General features: G+C 69.5%; 20 protein-coding genes and 1 pseudogene. 13 read left to right on the top strand and 8 right to left on the bottom strand.

The features are described from left to right. Nucleotides 1-242 (top strand): annotated as a pseudogene (locus MXD62_RS17925) (SAM-dependent methyltransferase); the annotation flags it as partial. A 203-nt stretch (nt 243-445) separates the two neighbouring features. On the opposite strand, the gene MXD62_RS17930 reads toward MXD62_RS17925, so the two are convergent. Together MXD62_RS17930 and MXD62_RS17935 are read right to left on the bottom strand one after the other, a co-directional pair. Continuing rightward, nucleotides 446-1387, bottom strand: a complete 942-nt coding sequence (locus MXD62_RS17930; RefSeq protein WP_248830677.1) for a hypothetical protein — start codon at nt 1385-1387, stop codon at nt 446-448. Nucleotides 1388-2143: 756 nt separating this feature from the next. Further along, nucleotides 2144-2356, bottom strand: a complete 213-nt coding sequence (locus tag MXD62_RS17935) for a 2TM domain-containing protein (protein WP_248830696.1) — start codon at nt 2354-2356, stop codon at nt 2144-2146. A 157-nt stretch (nt 2357-2513) separates the two neighbouring features. Here MXD62_RS17935 and MXD62_RS17940 point away from each other — a divergent pair, with 157 nt between their 5' ends. From MXD62_RS17940 to MXD62_RS17950, 3 genes are all read left to right on the top strand, one after another. Then, on the top strand, nt 2514-3308 hold the full coding sequence (locus tag MXD62_RS17940) for an alpha/beta hydrolase (protein ID WP_248830678.1): 795 nt from the start codon (nt 2514-2516) through the stop codon (nt 3306-3308). 2 nt (nt 3309-3310) lie between these two features. Further along, on the top strand, nt 3311-4612 hold the full coding sequence (locus MXD62_RS17945; RefSeq protein ID WP_248830679.1) for an MFS transporter: 1302 nt from the start codon (nt 3311-3313) through the stop codon (nt 4610-4612). A 99-nt stretch (nt 4613-4711) separates the two neighbouring features. Further along, nucleotides 4712-7996, top strand: a complete 3285-nt coding sequence (locus MXD62_RS17950) for an AAA family ATPase (RefSeq protein WP_248830680.1) — start codon at nt 4712-4714, stop codon at nt 7994-7996. Here MXD62_RS17950 and MXD62_RS17955 read toward each other — a convergent pair. Together MXD62_RS17955 and recA are read right to left on the bottom strand one after the other, a co-directional pair. Continuing rightward, nucleotides 7921-8850, bottom strand: coding sequence for a bile acid:sodium symporter family protein (locus tag MXD62_RS17955; protein ID WP_248830681.1), 930 nt, complete (start codon nt 8848-8850; stop codon nt 7921-7923). The two genes, MXD62_RS17950 and MXD62_RS17955, sit on opposite strands and share 76 nt — an antisense overlap. A 602-nt stretch (nt 8851-9452) precedes the next feature. After that, nucleotides 9453-10529: a recombinase RecA gene (recA, locus tag MXD62_RS17960; protein WP_248830682.1), complete on the bottom strand. Its 1077-nt coding sequence runs from the start codon at nt 10527-10529 to the stop codon at nt 9453-9455. A gap of 901 nt (nt 10530-11430) precedes the next feature. On the opposite strand from recA, the gene MXD62_RS17965 reads away from it, so the two are divergent. From MXD62_RS17965 to MXD62_RS17985, 5 genes are all read left to right on the top strand, one after another. Further along, nucleotides 11431-12810, top strand: coding sequence for an SRPBCC family protein (locus tag MXD62_RS17965; RefSeq protein WP_248830683.1), 1380 nt, complete (start codon nt 11431-11433; stop codon nt 12808-12810). 96 nt (nt 12811-12906) lie between these two features. Next, nucleotides 12907-13383: a hypothetical protein gene (locus MXD62_RS17970; RefSeq protein ID WP_248830684.1), complete on the top strand. Its 477-nt coding sequence runs from the start codon at nt 12907-12909 to the stop codon at nt 13381-13383. 58 nt (nt 13384-13441) lie between these two features. Next, nucleotides 13442-14014: a carboxymuconolactone decarboxylase family protein gene (locus MXD62_RS17975; RefSeq protein WP_248830685.1), complete on the top strand. Its 573-nt coding sequence runs from the start codon at nt 13442-13444 to the stop codon at nt 14012-14014. 117 nt (nt 14015-14131) lie between these two features. Then, entirely contained in the window at nt 14132-14773 is a 642-nt protein-coding gene (locus MXD62_RS17980; RefSeq protein WP_248830686.1) for a TetR/AcrR family transcriptional regulator, read from the top strand. Between the two features lie 275 nt (nt 14774-15048). Further along, nucleotides 15049-15483: a nuclear transport factor 2 family protein gene (locus tag MXD62_RS17985; protein ID WP_248830687.1), complete on the top strand. Its 435-nt coding sequence runs from the start codon at nt 15049-15051 to the stop codon at nt 15481-15483. 186 nt (nt 15484-15669) lie between these two features. Here the strand turns inward: MXD62_RS17985 and MXD62_RS17990 are convergent, their stop codons facing one another. Continuing rightward, nucleotides 15670-16281 carry a hypothetical protein gene (locus MXD62_RS17990; RefSeq protein WP_248830688.1) on the bottom strand — a complete coding sequence of 204 codons (612 nt, stop codon included), beginning with the start codon at nt 16279-16281 and terminating at the stop codon, nt 15670-15672. Nucleotides 16282-16596: 315 nt separating this feature from the next. Continuing rightward, the gene (locus MXD62_RS17995; RefSeq protein WP_248830689.1) at nt 16597-16995 is read right to left on the bottom strand and encodes a metalloregulator ArsR/SmtB family transcription factor; all 399 of its coding nucleotides are present in this window, start codon (nt 16993-16995) and stop codon (nt 16597-16599) included. A 95-nt stretch (nt 16996-17090) separates the two neighbouring features. On the opposite strand from MXD62_RS17995, the gene MXD62_RS18000 reads away from it, so the two are divergent. The 3 genes from MXD62_RS18000 to MXD62_RS18010 all read left to right on the top strand — a co-directional run bounded on the left by MXD62_RS18000 (nt 17091) and on the right by MXD62_RS18010 (nt 19081). Further along, nucleotides 17091-17597, top strand: coding sequence for an ArsI/CadI family heavy metal resistance metalloenzyme (locus tag MXD62_RS18000; RefSeq protein ID WP_248830690.1), 507 nt, complete (start codon nt 17091-17093; stop codon nt 17595-17597). 8 nt (nt 17598-17605) lie between these two features. Next, complete coding sequence (locus tag MXD62_RS18005) at nt 17606-18391, top strand: MIP/aquaporin family protein (RefSeq protein WP_248830691.1); 786 nt, start codon at nt 17606-17608, stop codon at nt 18389-18391. A gap of 279 nt (nt 18392-18670) precedes the next feature. Next, nucleotides 18671-19081 carry an arsenate reductase ArsC gene (locus tag MXD62_RS18010; RefSeq protein WP_248830692.1) on the top strand — a complete coding sequence of 137 codons (411 nt, stop codon included), beginning with the start codon at nt 18671-18673 and terminating at the stop codon, nt 19079-19081. Nucleotides 19082-19112: 31 nt separating this feature from the next. On the opposite strand, the gene MXD62_RS18015 is transcribed toward MXD62_RS18010, so the two are convergent. Together MXD62_RS18015 and MXD62_RS18020 are read right to left on the bottom strand one after the other, a co-directional pair. Beyond that, entirely contained in the window at nt 19113-19538 is a 426-nt protein-coding gene (locus MXD62_RS18015) for a hypothetical protein (protein ID WP_248830693.1), read from the bottom strand. A gap of 101 nt (nt 19539-19639) precedes the next feature. Next, nucleotides 19640-24181 (bottom strand): HAD-IC family P-type ATPase, encoded by a 4542-nt coding sequence (locus MXD62_RS18020; protein ID WP_248830694.1) that lies wholly within the window; start codon nt 24179-24181, stop codon nt 19640-19642. Between the two features lie 235 nt (nt 24182-24416). On the opposite strand from MXD62_RS18020, the gene MXD62_RS18025 reads away from it, so the two are divergent. Further along, nucleotides 24417-24916: SAM-dependent methyltransferase (locus tag MXD62_RS18025; protein ID WP_248830695.1), on the top strand; the 500-nt coding region annotated here is incomplete at its 3' end.

Genomic DNA, 24916 nt, shown 5'->3' on the forward strand with positions numbered 1-24916 from the left:
TCGTCGAGCCGGGTGTCGTGCCGGTCCACCGCTGGCACGCGGAGAAGGACGCCGGTGAGGAACTGGCCGACAGCCGCGTCAACGTCTACGGCGCCATCGCCCGCGTCCCCGAACGGTCGGCCGCGAGCAGCCACAACGGGGCGGGGAGCATGGACCTGCACCGAGGTCCGCTGCGACTCCCACCTCGGCCACGTGAGCATGGGTTCATCGCGCGGATGGTGCGGTCAGTGAAGGCGTTGTGATCTCGGCAGGCGCCTCCACCGGCCAGCCGTCGAGCTCGCGCCGGTCGCTGCTTTGCGCGGGAGTGCGAAGAACATGAACCGGGCGGTGATGCCGCGGCGGTCGGCGTCCCGGGAGCAGATCTGACGCCAGGGCCTTTCGGTCACGTGTCCGGGAGGTTCTCGCGAACCTCCCGGACACGCGGGGTTACCTCCGGACCATCGGATCAGCGTAGTGCCGTGGCCGCGCCGTCCACTGAGCCTGCGCCGGCGCCTCCAGGCAGGCGGTCGACTGCGTTCCGCAGCGCGGCGGGGAACTCGGCTGCCCAGTCTCTGATGGCTTCACCGACCGCGGTGGCGGCCTCGCCCGCCTGCCCCCATCCGCGTGCGATCGCCGCACCGAGCTGGGTCAGCCAGGTGCCTACCCGGTTCATGAACGCCTGCCCGGAGTTCGCGACCCAGGGACCGACCAGGCCCTCCCAGGCACCGCTGCTGACCAGGGCACCTGCCAGCGCGACGCACAGGATGTCCCCCCAGGCGTCCGCGTCGAGCTTCTTGCCGTCGAGCTTGAACGAGACCAGCCTGAAGAGGAAGGCGCCCAGGAATCCGGCAATCGACGCGCAGGCCGTCTTGGCCAGGACACTCGCCACCCCACCGGTCGAGGCGATCACACCGAGCATGCACGCAGTCCGGAACGCCAGGCCCAGTGCGTAGAAGCCGGCAGCCAGCAGCGTGCTCTGCCACCAGGTTGGCTTTGTCAGTGCCTCACCCGACGTGATGGTGAGCTTCAGCCCCTTGTCTGTCAGGCTGAAGGTGCCGTCGAAGTCGTGCACCTGAGGTGTGCCGCCCGGGAGATCCAGCGGATAGGCGTTCAGGTGCTCCTGGATGGTGTCACTCAGCTGTGGGTTGCGCCCGTTGGCGTCGGCCACCCAGGATTTTGCCTGGCCCCGGTCGAAGCCTTCGGGGAGCGGCGTGCTGAGTGTCACCTGATCCCCGGAGACCGCGACGCTGAATCCAGCCACCGAGCTGACCACGGCTTTCGCGATATCGTCTATCCCCGCGGCCGTCTGCGTCATCTGCGAGGACAACGTGCCCAGTGCGCCCTGGGCCGCCGTGGCCTGCGCGGTCGTGGACTGCGTGGTTTCGGCGGCTTCGGCGGCCCGGGTCAACGTGCAGACCAGGGTCATCGCGAGCATGATCGCTACTGAGACCGCTGGCCACCTGCGGTTTCGGATGGGCGAACCGGCGTGCATGGCTCTGCTTCCGTCCACTATGCCTCCAGTTGAGTGGAACATGCCCGGTTTTCTTTTTGGTCGGGCAAGGAGATGAAAGCGCAGGGCCGGCGCCGAGTGGTTTCTTCTATATGAACACCAGTCAAATATTTGTACTGCCTGCTGTTTTGTGAACTCTTGCTTGAATCTAGTGGGATCCGGCTTTGTGTGTGAATTTCCGCTGGATTTTCACGGAAATCCGCGGGTAGTCGAACCGCGGGCGGAGGACGTCGATGCAATCATCTGGTCGGCCGCCAGTCCTGTGTCTCGCGCAGAGGAACTCCGCGGCCTGGGACCTGCGGGTGGCAGTCGATTGCGAAGGGTCCGGGGCGCGCAACAGGACGGGTCGGCATCGTAGAGTTTCGTGAATAATGCCATTCCATCGGATCGGGAATTCCGTCAAGGTGTGCCTGCCCGCCTCTGATTTCGAGGTGATGCCCCAGTCGGTCATCATCGCCTGGGCTGGGCGAGTCTGTGGGTCCTGGCTTTGGTCTCTGGGTTAGCCAGGCAGGGTGCCCGGCACTCGTCGAGGTTCCGGGCCGCCGCCGACCGGGCTCGCGCGCTGTCCATCGAGCGCGAGGCACACCTGTTTGCCCACCGCGCCGAGGAACTGCTGGCCGGGCTGACACAGGCTCCAGCGCCCTCCCGTTCCGCTCAGCTGGAGCCCAATGTTGGGCGAGTACGGAAAGCCCGGATGTGGAACCCAAGACCGATTCCCCAGGCCAGTATTGAGTACAGGGGCCAGAAAAAAATGTCCGGGGTGAGGGTCACCCACAGCACGACCTGGGCGACATTGGTCAGGACGTACCAGAAGACATGAGACCAGAGTCCCCACTTCCAGGCCACTTCGCTTTTTTCTGGTTTCATGCCCACAGGCTAAATCGATGTACTTGATAGGCAGTAAATTTTTTGTTGATCCGCCGTCGGTGTGTGTTCGGGCTCCGTCCAGTGGACGTCAACCGCCCGGTTCGACGCTGGCTCTGGACAGTGGCTGACAAAAACGGATACCGAAGGGCCTACATTGATGACGACAACTCGCCGAACGGTGCTGGTCGGATCCGCCGCGGTCGCGGCCGGCGCCGTGGGCGGAGCGCCCGCCGCGCAGGCCCTCGCCCGGCCTGGTGGCAGGCCGAAGCCAACCGTGGTTCTCGTGCACGGCGCGTTCGCCGACGCCTCCGGCTGGAACGACGTCGCCACCCGGCTCATCCGCGACGGCTACCCGGTCATCGCCCCCGCGAACCCGCTGCGCGGCGTGGCCACCGACTCCGCCTACCTGGCCAGCATCCTCGCCACCCTCAGCGGTCCCCTCGTCCTCGCCGCGCACTCCTACGGCGGGATCGTCATCACGAACGCCGCGACCGGCAACACGAACGTGAAGGCGCTGGTCTACGTCGCCGCGTTCATGCCCGACCAGGGCGAGACGCTCCTCGGCCTGCAGACGAAGTACCCGGGAAGCAGACTCAACGAGACGGCGCTGGACTTCCGCCCCTACGCCGACGGCGTCGACGGATACATCAGGAAGGAGGTCTTCCGTGACGTCTTCGCCGCTGATCTGTCGGAGACGACCACGGACCTCATGTGGGCCGGCCAGCGACCGAGCGACGTACGCACCCTGCAGGAACCGTCCGGGCCCCCGGCCTGGAAGGCCATTCCTTCCTGGTATCTCGCCGCCCACAACGACAGGGTCCTTCCCGTCGCGGCGCAACGGTTCATGGCACAGCGAGCCGGCGCGCACACCGTCGACGTCAACGCCTCACACGTCGCGATGATCGCCAAGCCCGCCGCGGCGGCCGACCTAATCAAACACGCCGCAGGCTGACGATGCATCAGCGTGCGTATGAAGGCCAGTGCGCCGCCGAGGAGAAGCGGCACACCTCCCCCGGGGCGCCCGTCCGAAATCCGAAGATGACGTTGGTCGCGTTGGCGCTGGGTACCTTCGCGATCGGCACCGGCGAGTTCGGTAGCAACGGCGTCATCCAGCTGTTCGCGTCCGATCTGGATGTGTCGGTTCCGGTCGCGACGTATGCGGTCACCGCGTACGCCTTCGGGGTGGTGATCGGCTCCCCGGCGATCACCCTGCTCGCCGCCCGGGTCAACCGTCGCACGCTGCTGCTCGGCCTGATCGTGCTGTTCCTGGTCGGCAACGGGCTCTCCGCGCTGGCGCCGAACATCGCGCTGCTTGTCCTCTTCCGGTTCATCGCCGGCAGTGTGCAGGGTGCGTTCTTCGGCGCCGGCGCCGTCGTCGCCGCGTACGTGTACGGACCGGGCAAGGGCGGCAGGGCTTTCGCCACCGTGATGGGGGGACTGACCATCGCCACCGTCGCCGGGTCGCCGCTGGCCACCGTCGTCGGTCAGAACGCCGGCTGGCGAGTCATGTACTGGAGCGTGGTCGCCGTCGGCCTGCTCGCCGGCGCCGCGCTGGTCACCTGGCTACCCCACACCGACGAGCTGGGCGGTACCTCCGTCACGAACGAGCTGGGCGCCCTGCGCCGGATCAACGTCTGGCTGATGATCATCGTCGCGGCACTCGGCATCTCCAGCATCTTCGCCGTCTACACGTTCATCGGCCCGTTCGTCACTGACGCGGCGCGGCGGGACGCCTCGCTCATTCCGATCGCGCTCGCCGTCTTCGGCCTCGGCATGGCGGCAGGCAACTACCTCGGCGGGCGTCTCGCCGACCGGTACGAGAGCCACGGTCTTGTCTGGGGTTACGGCGGAGTCCTGGTGTTCCTGGTGGTGATCGGATCGGCGGGCAGCAACCTGGCTGTTCTGCTGCCCTGCCTGTTCGGCGTCGGCGCGACCATGATGGCCGCGATCCCCACCATCCAGGTCCGGCTGACCGGTTTCGCGCCGGACGCCCCGACCCTGATGGGCGCGCTCAACCTGGCCGCGCTCAACCTGGCCAACTCCCTCGGCGCGATCGGCGGCGCTGCCGCCCTCGACGCGGGCTGGGGAACTCTGTCGACTGTCTGGGCCGGCTTCGTTCTCACGACCGCCGGTCTGGTCCTGTACGTCGTGACCGTCGCCCGGGTGAAGCCGTCGCCCGTTCCCGGTTCCCGCCTGGGTGACTCGGCTCAACCAACCATCCAGGAGGAGATCGAGATCCGTCCTGGCCCGGCGTGACGGAGCATCCGCTGTCCATCTCCGCACCACAGATCCGCCAGGTCGGCTAAAATCGGCTACGCTGCGGTTCGCGGAAGATTGGAAGCGAACACAGCCGTCATGTCCATCCGGGAGTCGACAGAGGTGGCTGGGCGAGCCGGTTCCGTTCGGCCTGACTGCGGAGATCTGTCGGCCGGCGCGGGTTCGCTGTGCCTGCAGATCCTCGGTCCGGTGCGGGTGTGGCGTGACGGCGTCGAGCTGGACGCTGGCCCCCGTCAGCAGGTGCAGCTGTTGGCGCTGCTCCTGGCCCGCGTGGGCCGTCCGGTGAGCACGAGAGAAATGATCGATCTCATCTGGGCCGATGACGTCCCTGCCAGCGCGCTCAACGTCATTCACAAGTACATAGGGGCATTGCGGCGGGTGCTCGAACCCGCGCTCCCCGCCCGGGATGCTGGTACCTACCTGCACCGCCGTGGCAACGGGTACGTGTTCATCGCCGGCCCCGGCACCCTGGACCTCGTCACGTTCCGGGAACTCCTGAAAGCGGCCCAGGCCGCTCTCGCCGAGCAGGATCGCGATGTGGCGCTCGACCGTTACGTCGAAGCGCTCGGCCTCCGGCACGGTCCCGCGGGGGACGGAGTTTTCCAGGGATCGACGGCCCCCCCGGTCCTGGCCGCCCTCGACGACGAGCTCCACGCCGCCTGTATGGCAGCGGCCGAACTGGCCGTGGCGTTGTGCCAACCTGCGCGGATGATCCCGCCGTTGCAGCTGGCCGCGTCGATGGCGCTGTTCCATGAGCCCGTACAGGCCAGCCTCGTCACCGCCCTCGGCGTGGCGGGACGGCAGGCGGAGGCGCTGTCAGTGTTTCAGGCTGTCCGCGAGCGTCTCGCCGAGGAGCTCGGCATCGATCCTGGGCCGGCGCTGCAGGCCGCGCACCTGCGAGTGCTGACGCAGACCCCGAGGCCGACCATGGAACGCGAACGCGAACGCGAACGCGAACGCGTACCGGCGAGGCGGGCAGCCGGCCTGGTCGGTCGGCGCGAGGAGCTCGGCGTGCTGCGGCAGGCCATCGAGGAGGCGTTTGCCGGCCGCACCGGGCTCGGCATCGTCGAAGGTGAACCCGGGGCGGGTAAAACGTGCCTGCTGAAGCAGGCCGTTGCGGCTGCGGACCAACGCGGCGCGTTCGCCGTCTGGGCTTCCTGCCTGGAAGGCGACGGAACACCATCAATGTGGCCGTGGGAGCAGGCGCTCTCCGTTGTTCTGGACAGTCTGCCCGCGTCGGCGCGCGAGAAGTGGCTGGCCAGCGAACTCGGTAGTCTCCTCGAACCTCGACACGATGACGCCGCGCCACCGGTTTCCGGCGCCCGCGCGCAGTTCCGTCTGTTCGAGCAGGTTGTGGCGGTCATTGGCCAGGCCTCCGCGGAACGCCCACTGCTGCTCGTCATAGACGATCTTCAATGGGCTGATACCGCCTCGCTCCAGCTGTTCGGCCACCTGGCGGCCCGGCTACCCGCCGGCACCGCGATCATCGGCGCCCTTCGCGACCGCGCACCCGGACCCGGCTCCGAGCTTTCGCGAGTACTGGCCGCCGCCAGCCGGCTGGCCAGCCATCGCAGGATACGGCTCGGCCCGCTCAGCCTGGCCGACGTGGCCGAACTCGTCCGTCGCGAAGCTGGCCGCGAGCCTGGTGCGGACGTCGCCCGCAACATCCACGTCCGCACCGCCGGCAATCCTTTCTTCGTCCGCGAGCTGTCGCGGCTCCTCATTGACCGCGGCGCGCTCGGCGACGGCGACGCGTCGGCCCGCGCCGGGGTGCCGTCCACGGTGCGCGACGTCGTCCGCGATCGGATGGCGGGCCTCGACGACGACGGTCGCGACCTGCTGCGGGTCGCTGCGCTCATGGGCCGTGACCTCGACCTCGGCCTGATCGCCCGCGCCGCCGGCGTCGACATCGCGGACTGCCTCGACCGCCTCGAACCGCTGCGTGCGCTCGGCCTGCTCGAGTCGGGGCCTGAGGACCCGTTCTCGTGGCGCTTCGCGCACGACATAGTTCGCGAGTCGGTCACCGAGACAACGGCGCATCAGCAGGCCATCCAGCTGCATCTGCGCATCGCGGACGCACTCGAGGAAAGCCAGGCCGACGACGAATCGATCACCGAGCGCGTCGCGTTCCACCTGCGGGCCGCCGGCCCCCTCGCCGATCCCGTTCGCACCGTGGAGGTACTGAAGCGCGCCGGTCGCCGCGCCGCGACCAAGCTCGCGGTCGCAGCCGCCGATCGGCACCTCGAACTGGCCGCCCGGATCGCGCGAACCGCCGGGCTCCCGGAACTCGAGCTCTCCGCCCTTTCGCTACTCGCCATCGCCCCGCGCCGGCAGGCCGGGTTCGGCGGCACGACGTTCGATCTGCTGGAGCGTGCGGAACGCCTGGCGCGCCAACTCGGCCGGGAGGTCGAGGCCGCCGGCCTCCTCTTCGCTCGCCTGTTCGGGTCCTACACCTTCCTGGAGTGGGACCGCGAACGTCTGGTCCGCCGGCTGGCCGAGCAGGGGGAGGCATCCAGCGATCCGGTCGTCCAGGTGTACGGCCGGCAGGCCTGGGGCCTGCATCAGTGGGACAGCGGCAACATCGGCGAGGCGTACCGCTGCCTCAGCGGCAACAACCCCGCGCTTCTCGACGGGGTTGTCTCGTCGCACAGCGAGACCCCGATCCGGCGTGACGTCTCGGGCGAGTGGCCCGGCTGGCTGGCCGTCGTGACCGCACTCCACGGTGACGTCGAGACAGCGGGGACCGCGATCGACAGGTGGAACGGTCCCGAAGACCCGTACGCCGTCGCGACCTGGGCGTACTACATCACCATCATCGCGTCGATGGCCGGTGACGCGGGCTGGGTGCTGCGCACGATCGAGCGGTGGATGACCGTAGGTACTGGCCGGGTCGCCGTCCAGCAGGAGCACTACGTACGGCTGAACTGGTACTGGGCCCGTGCCCTCACCGGTGACGACCCGGCCGGGCTCGCGGCGGAAGCCGAACAGGTCGTGGCCGGGACGCTGGTCGACCCGCCGCGATGGGGTGTCGCGTACCACCATGCGCTGATCGCCGACATGTGGCTGGCCGCCAGCAGGCCGGAAGAGGCGGCTACCGCCCTCGACCGGGCGGACCGGGCCCTCGAGGCCTACGGTCAACGCTACGCCGAAGGACTTGTCCTGCTGCTGCGCGCGCGCCTGCTCCACGCCCGCGGCGAACCCGCGGGCGTCGTACGAGCCGCCGCCGAAAAGGCCCGCGAGCGGTCCGACGAGCGCGAGTCCTACCTTTTCGCCCGCCGCGCCGAGAGCTACGTCACCGAGCTTCGATCGCACTGTTCAGCACCAGGAACGCCGGGAACAGTCACCGAGGACGCGGTCACCTGAGCCCGACGGGTGATCAACCAGCCGAACCCGGCCGCGGTGAAGAACATGACAATGCCGTACACCACTGCCGGGATGGCCATCTCGGAACTGTTCAACAGCGCTGGGCTCGCCGCGACCGTGAGGGCGAGTGCGGTGTTGTGGATGCCGATCTCGAACCCGGCCGCGATGGCGGCCAGATGGTCGACGTCGGCCAGGCGAGGTACACCGTAGCCGATCAGCAGGCTCACGATGTTGAAGACCAACGCGGCCAGGCCGACCGAGAGGAAATGGTCGGCGAGCTTCTCCCGCTGCCCCAACAGCACGGCGGAGATGACCCCGACGAGGACCACGACTGACAGCACCTGGACGGGGCGGTTGAGTCGCCGCGCCACCTCCGGCGCCTGCGCGCGCACGAGCATCCCGATCGCGACCGGCACGAGGACGATCGTGAAGACCTGCAGCACCTTGTCGAACTGCAGCCCGATCGCCGCCCCCTCGGGCAGGAAGTACTCGGCCGAGAGGTTCACCACGATCGGCAGGGTGACCACCACCAGCACCGAGTTGGTCGCGGTGAGCGTGATGTTCAGTGCGACGTTCCCGCCGAACAGGTGACTGTACAGGTTGGCTGTCGGCCCGCCTGGCGACGCCGCGACCAGTATCAACCCGACCGCCAGCTCCGGCGGGAGCCGGAAGGCGAGCACCAGGCCGAAACAGATCGTCGGCAGCAGCACGATCTGGCAGAACAGCGCGACCCCGACCGCCTTCGGCTGCCGACCCACCCGACGGAAGTCGTCCAGGGTCAGGCCTAGGCCCAGCCCGAGCATGACGATGCCCAGGGCGAAAGGCATACTGGCCAGGATCAATCCGGAATCCATGCCGACCTTCGCGGGTGTGCTGCGGCCGGATCACGGACTGGCCGGGCGGGCGCCCTGACCACGGCGCCGGCCGCGACCGCAGCGGATCCGGCCAGCACCGTCCGGCGAGTCGTCGTCATCGATGTGGACCCTTCCACCTGGACCTTCGCCCCCTGGCTCCTGCGCGTCTTTTGCCCGGGCCACGATCGAAGGACAACGTAGGGCCTCGTAGTTGACGAGCACTGAACGAGGAACGAGCGCACGTCAGCGCCAGATCACAAATAGTCAACTAGCTATCAAGTCCGTTGGTCTAGTGTGCGGCAGCGGCGACACACAAGAGTGAAGCGGCGATCGGGTGGGGCCTGCGGGTCACCATTCTCTGGTACATCGTCTCCTGCCCGGGAACCTCCGGGGGCGCTCTGCCACGTCTTCAGGTCAGGCAGACACCGACTTGACGACTGTCCTGATCAGATCGGTCACCACGGTCGGCCGAGAGTGCATCACCTGTGGGGTGTCAGAACTCGGCTACCGGCGTTTACCTGGGGTTTTAGGCGGCTCGTTCGTATTCGTTGATCAGGCTGCTGAGGGCGGGCTGGCGGCTGATCCGTTCCTGGATGCCTTGGCTACACATCGTCACCGTCGAATATGCGATGGCGCCGTTGATCGGACGCTCCCGGACTTGGCGGGGGAGCGTCAGCGTCCAGCGTCGGGGAGAGGCCGAGTTTCTCCTTGATCCGCTTTTCGATCTCGTTGGCCAGGTCCGGGTTGTCGCGGAGGAATGACCGCACCTTTTCCTTGCCCTGGCCGAGCTGGTCGCCGTCGTAGGTGTACCAGGCGCCGGACTTGCGGATGATGCCGTGCTCGACGCCCATATCGATCAGGGAGCCCTCGCGGCTGATACCGCCGCCGTAGACGATGTCGAACTCGGCTGTCCGGAACGGTGGGGCCATCTTGTTCTTTACCACCTTGACCCGCGTGCGGTTGGCGACAGCCTCCGTGCCGTCCTTCAGCGTCTCGATGCGGCGCACGTCGAGCCGGATCGACGCATAGAATTTCAGTGCCTTTCCACCGGTGGTGGTCTCCGGAGAGCCGAACATGACGCCGATCTTCTCGCGGAGCTGGTTGATGAAGATGGCGGTGGTGCCGGAGTTCGCGAGCGCCCCGGTGATCTTCCGCAGTGCCTGCGACATCAGGCGGGCCTGCAGACCCACGTGGCTGTCGCCCATCTCCCCCTCGATCTCGGCGCGCGGCACGAGGGCGGCCACCGAGTCGATGACGATGATGTCCAGCGCGCCGGAACGGATCAGCATGTCGGCGATCTCCAGCGCCTGCTCCCCGGTGTCGGGCTGGGAGACGAGCAGGGCGTCGGTGTCGACGCCGAGCTTCCCCGCGTACTCCGGATCGAGGGCGTGCTCGGCGTCGATGAAGGCCGCGATGCCTCCTGTTGTCTGCGCGTTCGCGACAGCGTGTAGCGCGACGGTGGTCTTTCCGGACGACTCCGGCCCATAGATCTCGACGACGCGTCCACGGGGAAGACCCCCGATGCCGAGCGCGACGTCCAGCGCGATGGAGCCGGTCGGGATGACCTGGATCGGCGGCCGGATATCGTCACCCAGCCGCATGATCGAGCCCTTGCCGAACTGCTTGTCGATCTGCGCAAGCGCGTTCTCGAGCGCCTTCTCGCGGTCGGGTCCCACCATTGGAGTTACTCCATGCTGACTGAGGTCGGCGGGTCTTGGCCACGAGCCGACGCTGGGCCGTGGGACCGACAGTTTCGGAAGCCGGGTCGGTTCGGTGGACGGCGGAGAGTCTGTGGGCAACAGTAGCCGAACATTCGTTCGAAGGTGTGGCGACACGCCGGCGCACGCCCGCGTCGGGCTGGTGCCCGGGGGACTCCAAGATCTGAGTTTCGGTCTGTGGGCTGGCTTTTTGCGGTTGAGGTGATCTCAACGTCATCGATGGGTTCTCGTGCCCGAGGACGTCGGCGATCTGCGTGGTGAGTGCCCGTCCTCGAGCAGCGTCGCCACCGACTTGCGGCCGAACGGGTGCGACGTCAGCCCCGGGAACCCGGCGTCCGCGACGGCCTCCCGGATGTCCGCCTGCGTGTTGCTCGGGTCGCGTAGGCCATGGCCGGCCCCGACCTCGCAGGGGTGCGACCTCGGTGTCGAGCTGCCCAGCCTGGACGTCGAAGACGGCGGCCCGCGGCCCGAGAGTCGCGGCCCGAGAGTCGCGAGAGCCTCGGTGACCGCGAGTCCGAAGCCTGACGCCCCGCCTGTCGCGATCGCGGTAGTCCCCACCGAAGGGCATGCGTGTTCGTCCTTGTGTCCGTGGTGGGTGGCTTGACAGTGCTCGAGTGTGGCGTGCATCATGCTTCTTAATCAAGCGATTGTTTAATTTTGCTACGTCGGCGGCGCTGGCCGGCCGGGCGTGCGGTGCTGCTCTGATCCGGATCGGTACCCAGTGCGTCCGGAGCGTGTGCCATCACCGCGCGGTAGCCCAGAGCGCGCTCTCCGGGTATGCGCCGCGGGCCCCACATGTGTGTCCCCGGCGCATGGAAGATCTCCGACCCACTCTTTCCCCTGTTCGAGGAGAACTGGACTGATGACGATCGAGGCGACGCGGCCGACGCGGCCCGGGGAATGGCTCGACGACACGAGGATCGGGCTGTCGGGTCTGCGCTCCGACCCGGCCGGATTACGGTGGAAGATCCCGACCGAGCGCTACACCTCGCCGCAGATCGCGGTGCAGGAGCGTGAGCTGATCTGGAAGACGACCTGGCAGGTTGTCGGCCGGGCCGACGAGTTGGCGAAGGCCGGTGACTGGAAGACCTATCAGCTCTTCGACCAGTCCTTCATCGTCGTGCGCGGCCGCGACGACATGATCCGCGGTTTCGTGAACGCCTGCCGGCACCGCGGCAACCTGCTGTGCGCGCAGCGCTCGGGCACCTCGCGGCAGTTCCTCTGCCAGTACCACCTGTGGTCCTACGACCTGGAGGGCAACTGCCGGGGCATCCTGCGCGAGGGCCACTCGGGAGTCGACAAGAGCGATGTCCCGCTGCTGTCCGTGCCGGTGGAGACGTTCGGTGGTTTCATCTTCCTCAACCCGGACCCGGACGCGACGCCGCTCGCCGAGTACCTCGGTCCCGAGGTCGTCGAGCTGCTGCGGCCGTACCAGATGGAGCGGTTCGTCACCGTTATGGATGTCGAGGAGGCCCTCGAATGCAACTGGAAGGTCGTCATGGACGCCTTCCAGGAGGGTTACCACGTCTGGGGCGTCCACCCGCAGCTACTGAACGTGATCTACCCGGACCCGGAGAAGGGCCGCTACTGGTTCCTCGGCGACCACAGCGTCGCCACCACGCCGTTCGACGTGCCCAGGGGTGAGCAGTTCGGTCCTGAGGAGCAGGTGGCCGGGATCCGTAAGCTGCCCGAGACCTTTCCCGCGGTGCCGCTGATGCTGCCTCGTTTCGAGGAGCTTGTCGCAGAGTACCGCGGCGACGACGGCACACTGGTCTTCCCGGAGGGCCTCACTGCGCGCACGCTGCTGCAGCAGGCCACCCGCGACACACTCACAGGCATGGGCCTGGACGTCAGTGGGCTGACGGACAACCAGATGACGGACAACCAGGGCTGGGTCCTCTTTCCGAACTTCTTCATGACGATCCGTGCGGGCGAATGTCACATCACCATGCCCACCCCGCACCCCTCCGGCGACCCGAACAAGTGCGTCTGGCACGTCGCCAGCTACATGTATCTGCCGGATGATCTCGCCGAATCGGCGAAGGTGGACCCGACCGTCGTCGAGGAGCCGGGCAGCCACACCTACTTCGAGGCGCTGCAGCAGGACTACGAGCAGATGCAGCGCCAGCAGGCCGGCCTACGAAACAGCCGCCTGGAACACGAGACGATCACCCGGGAGGAGCTCGTGGTCGCGAACTTCCACCGTGTTCTCGATCGCTACCTGGCCGGCGCCCGGTCCTGAGTAGCCGCGGCTTACGGCAGCCGGTCTGCCACGCGAGACCGCAGCGGCCTGGCCGCATGTCCGCAGATCCCCGACCTCACCACTGGGAGCATCGTTATGACGCTCGCGCTGCGCGACCTCGACGAGGTTATCGGCGACTACACAGGCCTCTCGCGGGTCGTGCTGGAGTACACCCGGCTGATGAAAAAGCTGGTCGACGCGGGCAAGGAGCCCGGCTTCTCGGTCGACAGCTGGGCACCGGTCGCCGAGCTGGTCGCCGTCGACTCCTTCGAGCGGATCGGCCCGTTCAAGGAGACCATGAACTGGTTGGAGTATTCCGGCTTCCTGACCCAGTGGGCGCAGACGTCCGCATGGGAATGCTCGTTCAAGCGGGTCACCGAGGTCGGCAACCTGGTGCTGCTCGAGCTGGAGGAGCGCAGTACGGTCTCCGGGATCAGCAGCGCCGTGAACTCCGCGACGATCTACGAGTTCGACCCCGACGGAAGGATCTACCACCTCGCGGTGTACCTGCAGATGCAGCTGCCCGACCCGGAGACGCTCAGGAGCTACGAGGGTATCCGGATCACGGAGTGACGCGCGTAGCCCGGTGTCCTCGGCGAACCGTCATCCCCTCTCGAGAAGGGAGCGCCGCATGGCGCGTGTCGAGCCGCTGAGGCCCCGTCAGTTCCCACCGGAGATGCGTTCGGCTCTGGCCGCCATGATCCCGCCTGAACCGCGCCATCCCCTGCCGAGCGCCGAGGGGCGACCCAAGTCCCTCGGCATGCTGGGCACCTTCGCGCACCACCCCCACCTCGCGCGAGCGTTTCTCACCTTCAACGGCCAGGTGCTGCTCGCGACGACACTGACCCCGCGGCAGCGCGAGATCCTCATCCTGCGGGTCGCTGCCCGGCGCGCCTGCGACTATCTGTGGGCGGAGCACTTCCACCTCGCTGAGGAGGCGGGGCTCACCGCCGAGGAGAAACGGCGTATCGCATCAGACCCCGCCGAAGCATCCTTCAACCCGCTTGATGCCGCGCTGATGAGCGCCGTCGACGAGATCATCGCCGACGGTCTGCTGACAGACGGCACCTGGACGGCACTCGCCGCCGTGCTCGACATCCAGCAGATACTCGACGTCATCTTCACCATCGGTGCGTATGAGACGGTATCGGCCATGCTGAGAAGCTTCGGGGTCGGGCCCGAGGACTCCCCGCGCCTGTCGTGACCGTCCACCGGCTCCCTGCGCGCCACCGCGGTGCGTCAGCCTCGACAGTCACGACGGCGCGGCCCCGCCTCGGTGTCCGCATGCGAGACTGGGGGGAGACGACAATCAGGAGAAATCGTGGCGAGCACTTCATCGCTGTTAGGCAGGCCGGTCGGCTCCCGAGGCGATCAGACAAGGCAGCGCATTCTTGACGCGACTCTGCGCTGTGTCGCCGAGGTCGGCTACGCGCGCGCCACCATCCGCGAGATCGCCCGGGCGGCCGGCATGACCAGCGGCAGCCTCTACCACTACTTCCCGAACAAGGCCGAGCTGGTCAAAGAGACCTTTCGCGAAATCGCCCAGCAGACAGCCCCCCGCTTCGCCCTCGCCGTGGAATCCGTCGACGGCGTCCTCGACAAGCTCATGACGGTACTCGACGAGGCCGACCGAATGGTCCGCGAGAATCCCTACGCGGTCCCCTTCGACCGTGCGATCCGGGTGGAAAGCGCCGCGGACCTGCACCTGGCAGAAGAAAGCGACACCATTGTCACCTCCATCCACCATGTCGTCACCGAAATCCTGCGCGAGGCGGGCGAACAGGGCATCCTCACGGACCACGTCGACGTCCAGGCCGCCACTAACGCCATCGACGTACTGCTCATGGGCCTCTACGAGCACGCACTGACCGCGCCCGCCGACACCTACCACGCCACCGTGCACGCCCTGAAACTGCTGATCCGGGGGATGTTCTTCGACCAGGCCCGACTGGCGACGCTCTGACGGTGTGCGGCTCGCGTGCCGTCCGGGCCGCCGCGGAGGGCTGCGTCGCCCGGGAGGACGAACTGGCCCGATCGGACTGATGGCGATCAGGGTGACCCGACCGACGCCGCCGCCGCAAGATGGCTGACCCTCGGAGCCGAATCTCGGCATCATACGCTGCGGCGCTCCGGGACCGCGGCGTTGTTTGCCTTTCTCTCGCCGGGTGAGGCGAAACCGATCACGGGTGCTGTCTACGTCGTCGACAACGGTCTGACTGCCAGATGAGAGGAGTATCGGTGGACCTGCAGGAGCTTGCCGACAAGCTGGAGATCCAGGAGCAGCTGGCGCGTTACGCGCGTGGTGTGGACACGAACGATTTCGAGCTGTGGAAGTCAGTGTTCACGGCCGAGGCGGTCATCGACTACACGTCGACGTCCAGCAGCCTGCCCGTCGGCAGGCGTGACGAGATGGCGGGCTGGCTCGAACGGGGGCTGGGTAGGGCGCCTTGGAAGATTCACTACGTGACCAACGTGGAGATCGATCTCGATGGCGACCGTGCCAAGGTGATCGCGCAGTTCTACAACCCGATGCAGATGCCGGGAATGGCCGAGCCGAGCTACTGCGGCGGTTACTACTTTCATGACTTCGTGCGTACGGCGGACGGTTGGAAGAGCGAGAAGCTTGTCGAGGAGCTTGTCTGGTTCGTCAACAGGCCCGACGACCCGAGTTGACCCTCGGGCTTTCGGGAGTCCTTCCTCGGCCTGGACAAGCGGCTGCCGGGGCTGGGCGTCGACCTGGCTGCCTTGCGCGCCGAGATCGCCCGCCGGGCCGACGCCTCTCGCGCCGCCTCCTGCGCCCTGTTCGACCACTTCTGGTCGCACGCCCGCATCCGCCGCCGCACCTGAACGCTGGCCAGATCATCGACGGCCGGTCAGCGTCCGGGAGGTATCGGCGACTGCCAGGCGGATCGGCCGCCAGATCGTGCGGTTGATCCAGCGGCACGGCTGGACGACGAGGAGGCGGAATGCGGCCGCGACCGCCCGCCAGCACCAGGTGATGGGGATGACGACCAGGATGCGTAGCACCGTGCTGATGGCCCGGACCACCGGGGCGAGGATCGTCCGCCAGCACCAGGCGAGTGGCACGACGACGAGCACCCGCAGTGCCGCCCGGACGCCTCGGAGGGTGGCCCGGACGAGCGCGGCGCACGCCCGCCAGACCGGAACCACCAGCGTTCGGACGAACCAGCCGAGCGGACGGGCTATCAGCTGCTCGAAAAGGAACCCCAGTCCCCGCGCGAGCAGGAGGACCGCCCGCCAGACCGGGGTCAACAGCCAGCGGAGGAACGACCCGACCGCGCGGACCACCGGAGCGACGAGCCGCCGCCACATCCAGGTCAGCACTCGTCCGATCGGCTCGAGGACCAGCCGCCACAGGCCGCGGGCGATCAGCCGGGCGAGCTCGTAGAGCAGCCGGAACGGCAGGACGACGACGGCGGCGACTGCCCGTGCCGGCCAGACGACGAGCACCCGGACCAGCCAGGGAACCTGACCTGGCGACGGCGACGGCGGCTGCGGCGCCCGCTGATATGGAGCAGGCCCACCCGGCACAGGCGGCCGCGGCGGGCCATGAAACGGGACAGGTCCATCAGGCCCAGGAGGCTGGGACGCACGCTGGTACGGGGCGGGGGCACCCGGCGCGGGTGGGCGCGGCGGCTCTGCCCTCGGTGGGAGACCCGCTCCGGACATCCCACGCCTCCCACCGACCGGTAATTGCTTGACTGTATGCCCTATACCGGGACGTTTGGTAGGACTTCCCTACCTGGGGGGATGTTCTGTTCTTTGCTATTGGGGAGGGCTGAACACGGTGGCGAGGGCGGCGAGTGCTTCGGGTACGGCGCGGTAGTAGGCCCAGACGCCGCGTTTGTCGCGGGTGATCAGGCCGGCGTCGACGAGGACTTTGAGGTGGTGGCTGATGGTGGGTTGGGTGAGGCCGAGGGGTTCGGTGAGTTCGCAGACGCAGGCTTCGCCGCCGTCCCGTGCGTAGATCATCGACAGGAGTCGTAGCCGGGCGGGGACGGCGATGGCCTTGAGGACGGCGACCAGCTTGTCGGCTTCCTCGGCGGACAGCGGTGCGCGGGCCAGCGGGGTGCAGCAGGCGGCGATCGTCTCCGCGAGGCTGGACGAGTGGTCGCCCGTGGTCTCGGTGACGGGGAGGGCCGCCGGTGGGGAGGTGGTCGCCATGTCTCCAGCATGCCTCAGCTATTGACAGCCGTCTATGTGCACGTCCATCCTCGGCTCGACAGGCATAGACCGATGTCGATGTGAGGGTGGTTGTGATGGCCAGGGTGCAGTTGGCGTTGAACGTGTCCGATGTGGACGCGGCGGTGGAGTTCTACTCGAAGCTGTTCGGCGTGGAGCCGGCGAAGCGCCGGCCGGGGTACGCGAACTTCGCCGTGGACGTGCCGCCGTTGAAGCTGGTGCTGATCGAGAACCCGGACGCTCGTGGCGCTGGGGTGGCGGGGGCGCTGAACCATCTCGGGGTGGAGATCGAGACGTCGGAGGAGGTGTCCGCCGCCGCGACCCGGTTGCAGGACTCGGGGCTGGTGACGGCGGTGGAGGAGAACACGGCCTGCTGCTATGCGTTGCAGGACAAGGTGTGGGTCGATGACCCGGACGGCGCGCCGTGGGAGATCTACACGGTGCTCGCCGACATCGCTGAGAGCACCGGCACGCAGCTGCGCACCGTCGAACCGGGCGACGGTCCGGGTTCCGCGTGTGACTGCGGGCCGGTCTGCGCCCCCACGGTGACGATCGAACCGGCACCCGCCGGCGTTACCCGCTGACACCGGACGTGTCGGGCAACGGGGAGAGTCAGCCGCCGCTGGTGCGGCGGCTGGCCGCCGAAACGGTGGGCAGCATGCTGCTCGCCGCGCTGGTCATCGGGTCGGGGATCGCCGCGCAGCAGCTCAGCCCCGATCAGATCGGCCTGCAACTGGTCGAGAACGCCGCGGCGACCGCCGCCGGCCTGTACGCGATCATCCTGATGGTCGGGCCGGTGTCCGGGGCGCACTTCAATCCCGTGGTCACGGCGGTCGATGCCGCGTTCGGGGGGCTGTCGTGGCGGGATGCCGCCGCCTACCTGCCCGCCCAGATCGCCGGCTGTATCGCGGGAGCGGTGCTGGCGAACCTGATGTTCGACCGGTCGGCGGTGTCGATCTCCACGCATCACCGGGCATCGGGGCCACACCTGCTGGCCGAGGTCGTCGCGACCGCCGGCCTCATCCTCCTGATCTTCGCGCTGGTGCGTTCCGAGCGGGGTGAACGGGCCCCGGCCGCGGTCGGCGCCTACATCGGCGCGGCGTACTGGTTCACCAGCTCCACCAGTTTCGCGAACCCGGCGATCAGCGTCGGGCGGATGTTCTCCGACACCTTCGCCGGGATCGCCCCCGCCTCCGTGCCGGCGTTCATCGCCGTCCAGGCCGTCGGAGGGCTGGTCGGGTACGGGCTGGTGCGGCTGTTCTACCCACCGACCCCGACCACCCCGGCGCAGGCCGCCCAGGTCCTGCTCCCGCACCCGGACACGGCCGCCGCGGCGAACAGCACCGCCCATCCACATCTATCTGGAGGGATCCCATGACCACCCCCGACATCCCGATCGACTCCAGAGACTTGTCCGGTCTGGAGCCGGCGACCGCGCGAGCATTGCACTCCGCGTCGGCACGAGGACTGGCCCATCGACGACCCTGACAGCGCACCGGCCGATCAGGTCGCCGCCGTCCGCGACGACATCGCCCACCGGGTCCGCGGGCTGATCGCCAGCATGCTCCCCGACCTCACCCTGCCCGCCCCCCGCTGACCCTCACGCCGCGGTCCGACCCGGCCGCGCAGGCTCACCTGGTAATGAAAGGACCTGTCCGTGTCCGAGAAGCCCTCGGTCCTGTTCGTCTGCGTCCACAATGCCGGCCGTTCCCAGATGGCCGCCGGCTGGCTCACCCACCTCGCCGCCGGGAAGATCGAGGTCCGTTCCGCCGGCTCCATGCCCGCCGAGCAGATCAACCCGACCGCCGTCGCCGCGATGAGCGAGGTCGGTATCGACATCACCACTGAAACCCCGAAGATCCTCACCGTCGAGGCCGTCCAGGCCTCCGACGTGGTCATCACCATGGGCTGCGGCGACGCCTGCCCCATCTTCCCCGGCAAACGCTACGAGGACTGGAAACTCGACGACCCCGCCGGGCAGGGCATCGACGCGGTCCGCCCGATCCGCGACGACATCCGTGCCCGCATCGAGAAGCTGATCGGCGAACTCCTGCCCGCCGGTACCTGACGCCGAGTGCCCGGTCAGCCCGGCGACCGCGTCAGGACGACACGGTCGCCGGCTCGCGTTGACCGTCGCGTGCCTGCTCGGCCCGGGGCTGGTCGACCCGGGGGGTGCCGGTGTGCTGCGCGACATAGGTACCGGCCGCGATCGCGGCGACGACCGGCCATTCGATCACTTCGGTGACGGCCAGCAGCCCCAGCCCCACGTAGTAGGCGGTCTTCCCCGGCGATGGCAGTGTCATCGGGCCCAGGTGCATCGGTTCCCCCGACGGGTGGGGGATCTCGAACCGCGCATTGAGGAACGGCAGCCGCAGCATCGCCGAGTGGGTCTCGTGCCGCTCCTTCGCGTCCGCCTTCATCTGCTCGACCGGTGGCTGCGCGGCCCGCTGGCCGTCCTGGTCCTGCGTCCGCCTGCCGCTCGTCGTCCGCCTGCCGCTCGTGCGGGCTCGCGACGGACTACTCATCCTGCTCATCATGGTTCCTCCTCACCTCGGACGACGGCAATAGCATCCCCCGGGTGGGAGCTCGGCAAAATCGACCGCTCCCCTCGATGTCCCGCTCGGCGTCATCCTGCTCCGCGACCGGCCGGTGCCGGGACGGGGCCGGCCGTGCTTGTCCGGACCGCCGCCCGGGGAACGCGGGCGAGGCCGTGGAGGATCTCGGTCAAGTCGGCGCGAGCCGGGACGGGCCGTTCGGTACGCCGCTGTAGCAGGCGTTCGGTACGCCGCTGTAGCAGGAACGAGAGCAGCGTCGCGGCCGCGGACGCGGCGACGGCGATCGTCCATCCGGCGGCGCTGAGTGGGGTGCAACCGAAGAAGTGGCTCAACTCGGGCACCTGCACGACGGCGGCCAGGACGACCGCCGAGACCAGGCTGCTGAGGATCACCATGCGACTGCGCCCGCCAACGAGCAGGGTCTGGCCGAGCTGGGAGCCGACGAGCGCCGCGAGCCCGACCGTGTCGGCGCGCCGGCGCCGCCCGGTGAGGCGGGCGGCGATCCAGGCACCCGCGGCGGCCAGGGTCGTCGCGGTCGCCCTCACCGCGATCTCTGCGTTGAGGGGGCTGCCCAGGGACCGTTCAGGCCCCTCGCCCAGGAGCCGGCCGCTCGCCTCCGGATCCGGTGGGCGCAGCGCCACCGCCAGTCCGGGGGCGAGGTCGGTGAGCAGATTGACGAGCAGCAACTGCCGGGCGGACAGCGGTGAGCGTCCCGTGGCCAGCGAGCCGAGAAGGGTGAAGGCGATCTCGCCGAGGTTGCCGCCGACGAAGATTCCCAGCGCCTTGCGGACCGAGGCCCACATCGACCGGCCCTCGACGAGCACGGCGAGGATGGCGTCCAGCCGGTTCTCCGTGATGATCACGTCGGCCGCGGCCCGTGCCGCCGGGGTCCCCCGTTTACCCAGCGCGATGCCCACGTCCGCGAGCCGGATGGCGGGCGCGTCGTTGTCACCGTCACCTGTCATCGCGACGGTCCTGCCCAGCCGCTGGAAGGCCTCGACCACGCGGACCTTGTGCGCCGGTGTGCCGCGGGCGACGACGGCCACCCGCGGCAGCATGGCGTCGAGTTCCGCGTCGGCCATGGCATCGAGTTCCGCGCCGGTCACCATCTGCGCATCGCCGTCAAGCACCCCGAGCTCCGCGGCGATCGTCCGCGCGGTGCTCGGATGGTCGCCGGTGATCATTATGATCTGCACGCCCGCGGCGCGCAGCTGGTCGAGGGACGGGGTCGCGGTGTCCCGGACCGGGTCGGACAGCGCGAGGAACCCGAGGAACACAAGGCCCGCGACGTCGTCGTCGGCCAGCTGCCGGCGCGCCGCGGGGCCCGTGGCCGCCACCCGGCGCTCGGCGACGGCAAGCACCCGGTAGCCCGCGGCGGCGAGGCGGTGGTGTTCCCGAGCCAGACGTGCCTGGCCACGAACGTCGAGCGGCTGGGTGCGGCGGCTGGTCCGGCGATGGGTGCAGCGGGGCAGCACCACCTCGGGCGCTCCCTTGACGCTGAGCAACGTGGCGGCGCCAAGCTGGCCCAGGCAGGCGTGGTAGCTGCGGCTCGGGTCGAACGGCAGGGTGGTCAACGGCGACCATTCCCGCCCGTCGGGTGCCCGGCCCACGCCCGCGGCGGCGGCGCCCTTCACGACCGCCCGGTCGGTCGGGTGCGGCAGCTTGCGATGCTGGTCGTCCGGGGTGGCGCGCAGGCCGACGGCCACCACCTGACGCCCGGTCCCGTCGAGGTCCGCCAGCGGACGGGAACGGAAGCCGTCCGACACCGCGGTCAGCCGGATCTTTCCCTTGGTGAGGGTCCCGGTCTTGTCGAAGCACAGCACGTCCACCCGGCCGAGCGTCTCGATGGTGCGTGGGTTGCGTACGAGCGCGCCCCGCCCAGCCAACCGTCGGGCGGAGGAGAGCTGGGCGGCCGTGGCGAGGAAGGGCAGCCCCTCGGGGACCGCCGCGACGGCCAGCGCCACTCCGGCACTCAGCGTGTTCCGGATCGGGAGGCCGCGTACCAGCCCGGACAGCAGCAACGTCCCGGCCGCGCCGAGTGCGACCGGGACGGTGAGGTCCGTGATCGCCGCGAGCCGGGCCTGCACACCCACCGGTCTCGCCGGCTCGGCGGCCGCGGCCAGGCCCCGCCCCGCCTCGGTGGCGTTGCCGGTAGCCACCACCAGGGCGGTGGCGCGCCCGGCGGCCACGGTCGTGCCCTGGAAGACCATGCAGGTCCGCTCCGCCAGGTCCCGGGCGGCGACCGGCTTCGGCGACTTCGCCACCGGGAGCGATTCGCCGGTCAGCGACGACTCGTCCACCTCGAGTGCCTCGGCGGACAGCAGGCGGCAGTCGGCGGGGACGACGTCGCCCGGCCCCAGCGTGAGCACATCCCCGGCCACCAGATCATCCGCGGTCAGCTCCACGTCCGCACCGTCCCGCCGCACCAGAGCCGGGATGGCCGAGACGGCGAAGAGACGAGCCAGCGCCCGGTCGGCGCGCAGCCGCTGCACCGCCCCGATGAGCGCGGAGCCGACCGCGACGCTGACGACGAGCCCGGAGTCGAGGACCGATCCGGTGGAGGCGGACAGCGCGGCGCCGCCGAGCAGGACCGGGGTGAGCGGGTTTGCCAGTTCCGCGGCGAACGCCCGGGCCAGGCCGGGGGCGTTCACGGACACGGACGTCTCGCCGACCTGCCGCTGGGCGACCTGGCCGGCGGAGAGTCCTCGCCGGGTGCTGCCGAGCCGGTCCAGGCATGCCTCGGGCGGCAGCACATGCCATGGGATATGCGGGATCGTCGGGGGCACCGGCCGACGGCCCAGCTCACGCGCCGCCCAGGCGCCTTCCCCCAGAGCGGCCGCGGCCGCGACCGTCACCATGAGCTGGGCGCGGGCCGCCAGCGCCTCGCCGGCCCCGGTCAGCGCGACCAGGGCGGCGGTCCCCGTGCCCAGCTCCGCCAGGCGCACCGCGTGCCGGCTGACCCGGGACGCCACACCGGCAGCCTCGACCACGAGGCCCGCGGCGAGGAGGTCGTTGCCGACCAGCACATGAGCCCCCCACGCCGGCGATCCGTCCGGCCCGGCTACGCCCACCCCGCAGTCCGCACAGCCGACCGCTGCCCGCTGCCGGGACACGACGAGTACACCGCCGCGCTCCGCCTGCAAACCACGGACGGTCGCCACCAGCCGGGTGCCCCCCGGGGCATGCTGGAACTCGGCCCACCCGTCCCAGGGCGTCCGCCCGCTCGGCTCACCCTCCGGGCCGCCGGCCACGAACACGGCGCAGCCGGAACGGCGGCAGGCGGCCAGGAACTGCTCGCTGGCCTCCACACGCTCGGGCACCAGCCCGACGAGCGCCATCAACCTGGTGCCGTGCGCGAGGCCGAGCACGGTCACCGCCCCTGCCGCGGCCAGCCGGCGCCGCTCCCGCACCCCGGTGCGGCCCCGGATGGCCAACCGTTCCACCGGGCCGAGCGTCCAGCCGTCCCGGCTCACGCGGGCAGTGGCGTCGGCGGGACGAAACAGCGCGTGGGAGCGGACTGCCACCTCGCTCGGGTCGGCGCCGGGCAACGACACGATGTCACCGATGGTGTGCTGGCCGCTGACCAGGACGTCGTGATCGACGACGACGGTGTCGACGCGGTCGAGCAACCGCAGTGCGGCCGGGGACATCACCTGCGCGCCGCGTCGGGCGAGCACGCGGGTCAGCTGGAGGGCGAATCCCTCGCGGCCGAGCCGGGTCGAGCGGGGCAGCGCGGTGAGGGCGAGAGCGGCCGCCCGGCGCGGGGCGCGGGTGAGGCCGGCCGCGGCCGCACCGGCCGCCAGCCCGCCGAGCACGGCGACATCCGCATAGTGCTCGATCGGGCCGGCCGGCAGCGGTCGCGGCCGTTCGACGACCACCGGTCGCGCCCCGGCCCATTCGGGGCGGCCCAGCAGTTCGTCCGCCACGGCCGCGAACGCATCCCGGCGGGCGCGTGCCGCGTCGAGGGCCAGGAGCCGGTGGGCGACGTCGGTACCGAGGCTGACATATCCCTGCGTCAGGCCGAGGGCGGCCGCGTTGGCCACCGCGAGGGCGAGGTCGGCATTGTCCTGGCCCAGGACCCGTTCCAGCTGACAGCGCAGCCGGGGCTGGGTGTCGACGAGCGTGACCAGCGAGGCGAGCTCGGCGGGGAGCGACGCCCACCGGCTGAGCCGACCCACCGACGCCAGTGCCAGCGCCGCCGCGTCGGCGGCCAGGGCCATCCCCGACCGGCGGACCGGTCCGGTGAAGCCGCCGGGCAGCAGGTCAACGCTCGGCTCGGCCGTCACCCCCTCCACCTGCCTCACGGCGGCGGCCAGCTCGTCCGCGGTGGGCGCGGAATCGACCAGGCCGATCAGGACGCGCCTCAGCGGCGCGTTCACCCGGGCCCAGGCGACCCCCGGGTGACGCCCGAGCGCCTCTTCCAGCGCCCGGCAGCGGGTCTCGCCCTCCGGCCCGGAGGCTCCGCGTACCTCGAAGCTCGCCATTCGGCCGGCGACGTGGTCGCGCCGGCCGGGTTCCGTGCGCGGTTCGAACCGGTCGAACAGGGGCGGGGTGAGGGTGTGGAGGACGGCGGCCGGCAGATGCCATACCGATCGACTGCCCGGAAGGCGCATCCGCGGACCCCCTCGTCAGGCCGATGCCACGTCAGCCCTCCGTTCCGCGAGGGCATCCCCTTGAGATGCCGCTACCCGAATCCGGGTGGATGCTAACCACGCGTCACCGCCAGGGGGCGCAGCCCGACGCCTCACAGCCCGACGCCTCACAGCCCGATACCTCCCGGCGAGCCGCACGCTGTCTGCCGTGGTTTTGCGGGGAAGGGGGCCGGCTTGCCCGTTAGGGTGATTCCAGATGGTTGCGCCGGAACGTGGGGGTTTGTGCACGGTGACCGATGTCGATGCCGATGCCGGAGCGTCCGGCGCGAGGCCGTGGTTCACGCCTGTGACGGAACAGCTCACCCCGGCCGATCTGAGGATCGATGTTCCGCACTCGGCTCGGGTGTACGACTATTTCCTGGGCGGCAAGGACAACTTCCCGGCTGACCGGGAGGCCGCCGAGCAGACGCTGGCCATCTTCCCGGACATGCGGACCGGGGCGCGTGAGAACCGGGCGTTCCTGCACCGCGCGACCCGGAAACTCGTCAGGGAGCTGGGGCTGCGGCAGTTCCTCGACATCGGCACCGGCATCCCGACCTCACCGAACCTGCACGAGGTCGCGCAGGAGGCCGCCGCGGACGCCCGGATCGTCTACGCCGACAACGATCCGATCGTCCTGGCGCACGCCCGCGCCCTGCTGACCGGTACCCGGCAGGGCCGCACCGCCTATCTCGACGCCGACCTGCGCGAGCCGGA

Source organism: Frankia sp. Mgl5 (assembly GCF_023242985.1).
GTDB lineage: Bacteria > Actinomycetota > Actinomycetes > Frankiales > Frankiaceae > Parafrankia > Parafrankia soli.

Excerpts from the sequence above, each read along its gene's own strand:
- MXD62_RS17940 (WP_248830678.1), top strand. The coding sequence starts at position 2,514 with ATGACGACAACTCGCCGAACGGTGCTGGTCGGATCCGCCGCGGTCGCG.
- MXD62_RS18020 (WP_248830694.1), bottom strand. The coding sequence starts at position 24,181 with ATGCGCCTTCCGGGCAGTCGATCGGTATGGCATCTGCCGGCCGCCGTC.
- MXD62_RS17935 (WP_248830696.1), bottom strand. The coding sequence starts at position 2,356 with ATGAAACCAGAAAAAAGCGAAGTGGCCTGGAAGTGGGGACTCTGGTCT.
- MXD62_RS17965 (WP_248830683.1), top strand. The coding sequence starts at position 11,431 with ATGACGATCGAGGCGACGCGGCCGACGCGGCCCGGGGAATGGCTCGAC.
- MXD62_RS17955 (WP_248830681.1), bottom strand. The coding sequence starts at position 8,850 with ATGGATTCCGGATTGATCCTGGCCAGTATGCCTTTCGCCCTGGGCATC.
- recA (WP_248830682.1), bottom strand. The coding sequence starts at position 10,529 with ATGGTGGGACCCGACCGCGAGAAGGCGCTCGAGAACGCGCTTGCGCAG.
- MXD62_RS18000 (WP_248830690.1), top strand. The coding sequence starts at position 17,091 with ATGGCCAGGGTGCAGTTGGCGTTGAACGTGTCCGATGTGGACGCGGCG.
- MXD62_RS17945 (WP_248830679.1), top strand. The coding sequence starts at position 3,311 with ATGCATCAGCGTGCGTATGAAGGCCAGTGCGCCGCCGAGGAGAAGCGG.
- MXD62_RS17950 (WP_248830680.1), top strand. The coding sequence starts at position 4,712 with ATGTCCATCCGGGAGTCGACAGAGGTGGCTGGGCGAGCCGGTTCCGTT.
- MXD62_RS17995 (WP_248830689.1), bottom strand. The coding sequence starts at position 16,995 with ATGGCGACCACCTCCCCACCGGCGGCCCTCCCCGTCACCGAGACCACG.
- MXD62_RS17975 (WP_248830685.1), top strand. The coding sequence starts at position 13,442 with ATGGCGCGTGTCGAGCCGCTGAGGCCCCGTCAGTTCCCACCGGAGATG.
- MXD62_RS18015 (WP_248830693.1), bottom strand. The coding sequence starts at position 19,538 with ATGAGTAGTCCGTCGCGAGCCCGCACGAGCGGCAGGCGGACGACGAGC.
- MXD62_RS17970 (WP_248830684.1), top strand. The coding sequence starts at position 12,907 with ATGACGCTCGCGCTGCGCGACCTCGACGAGGTTATCGGCGACTACACA.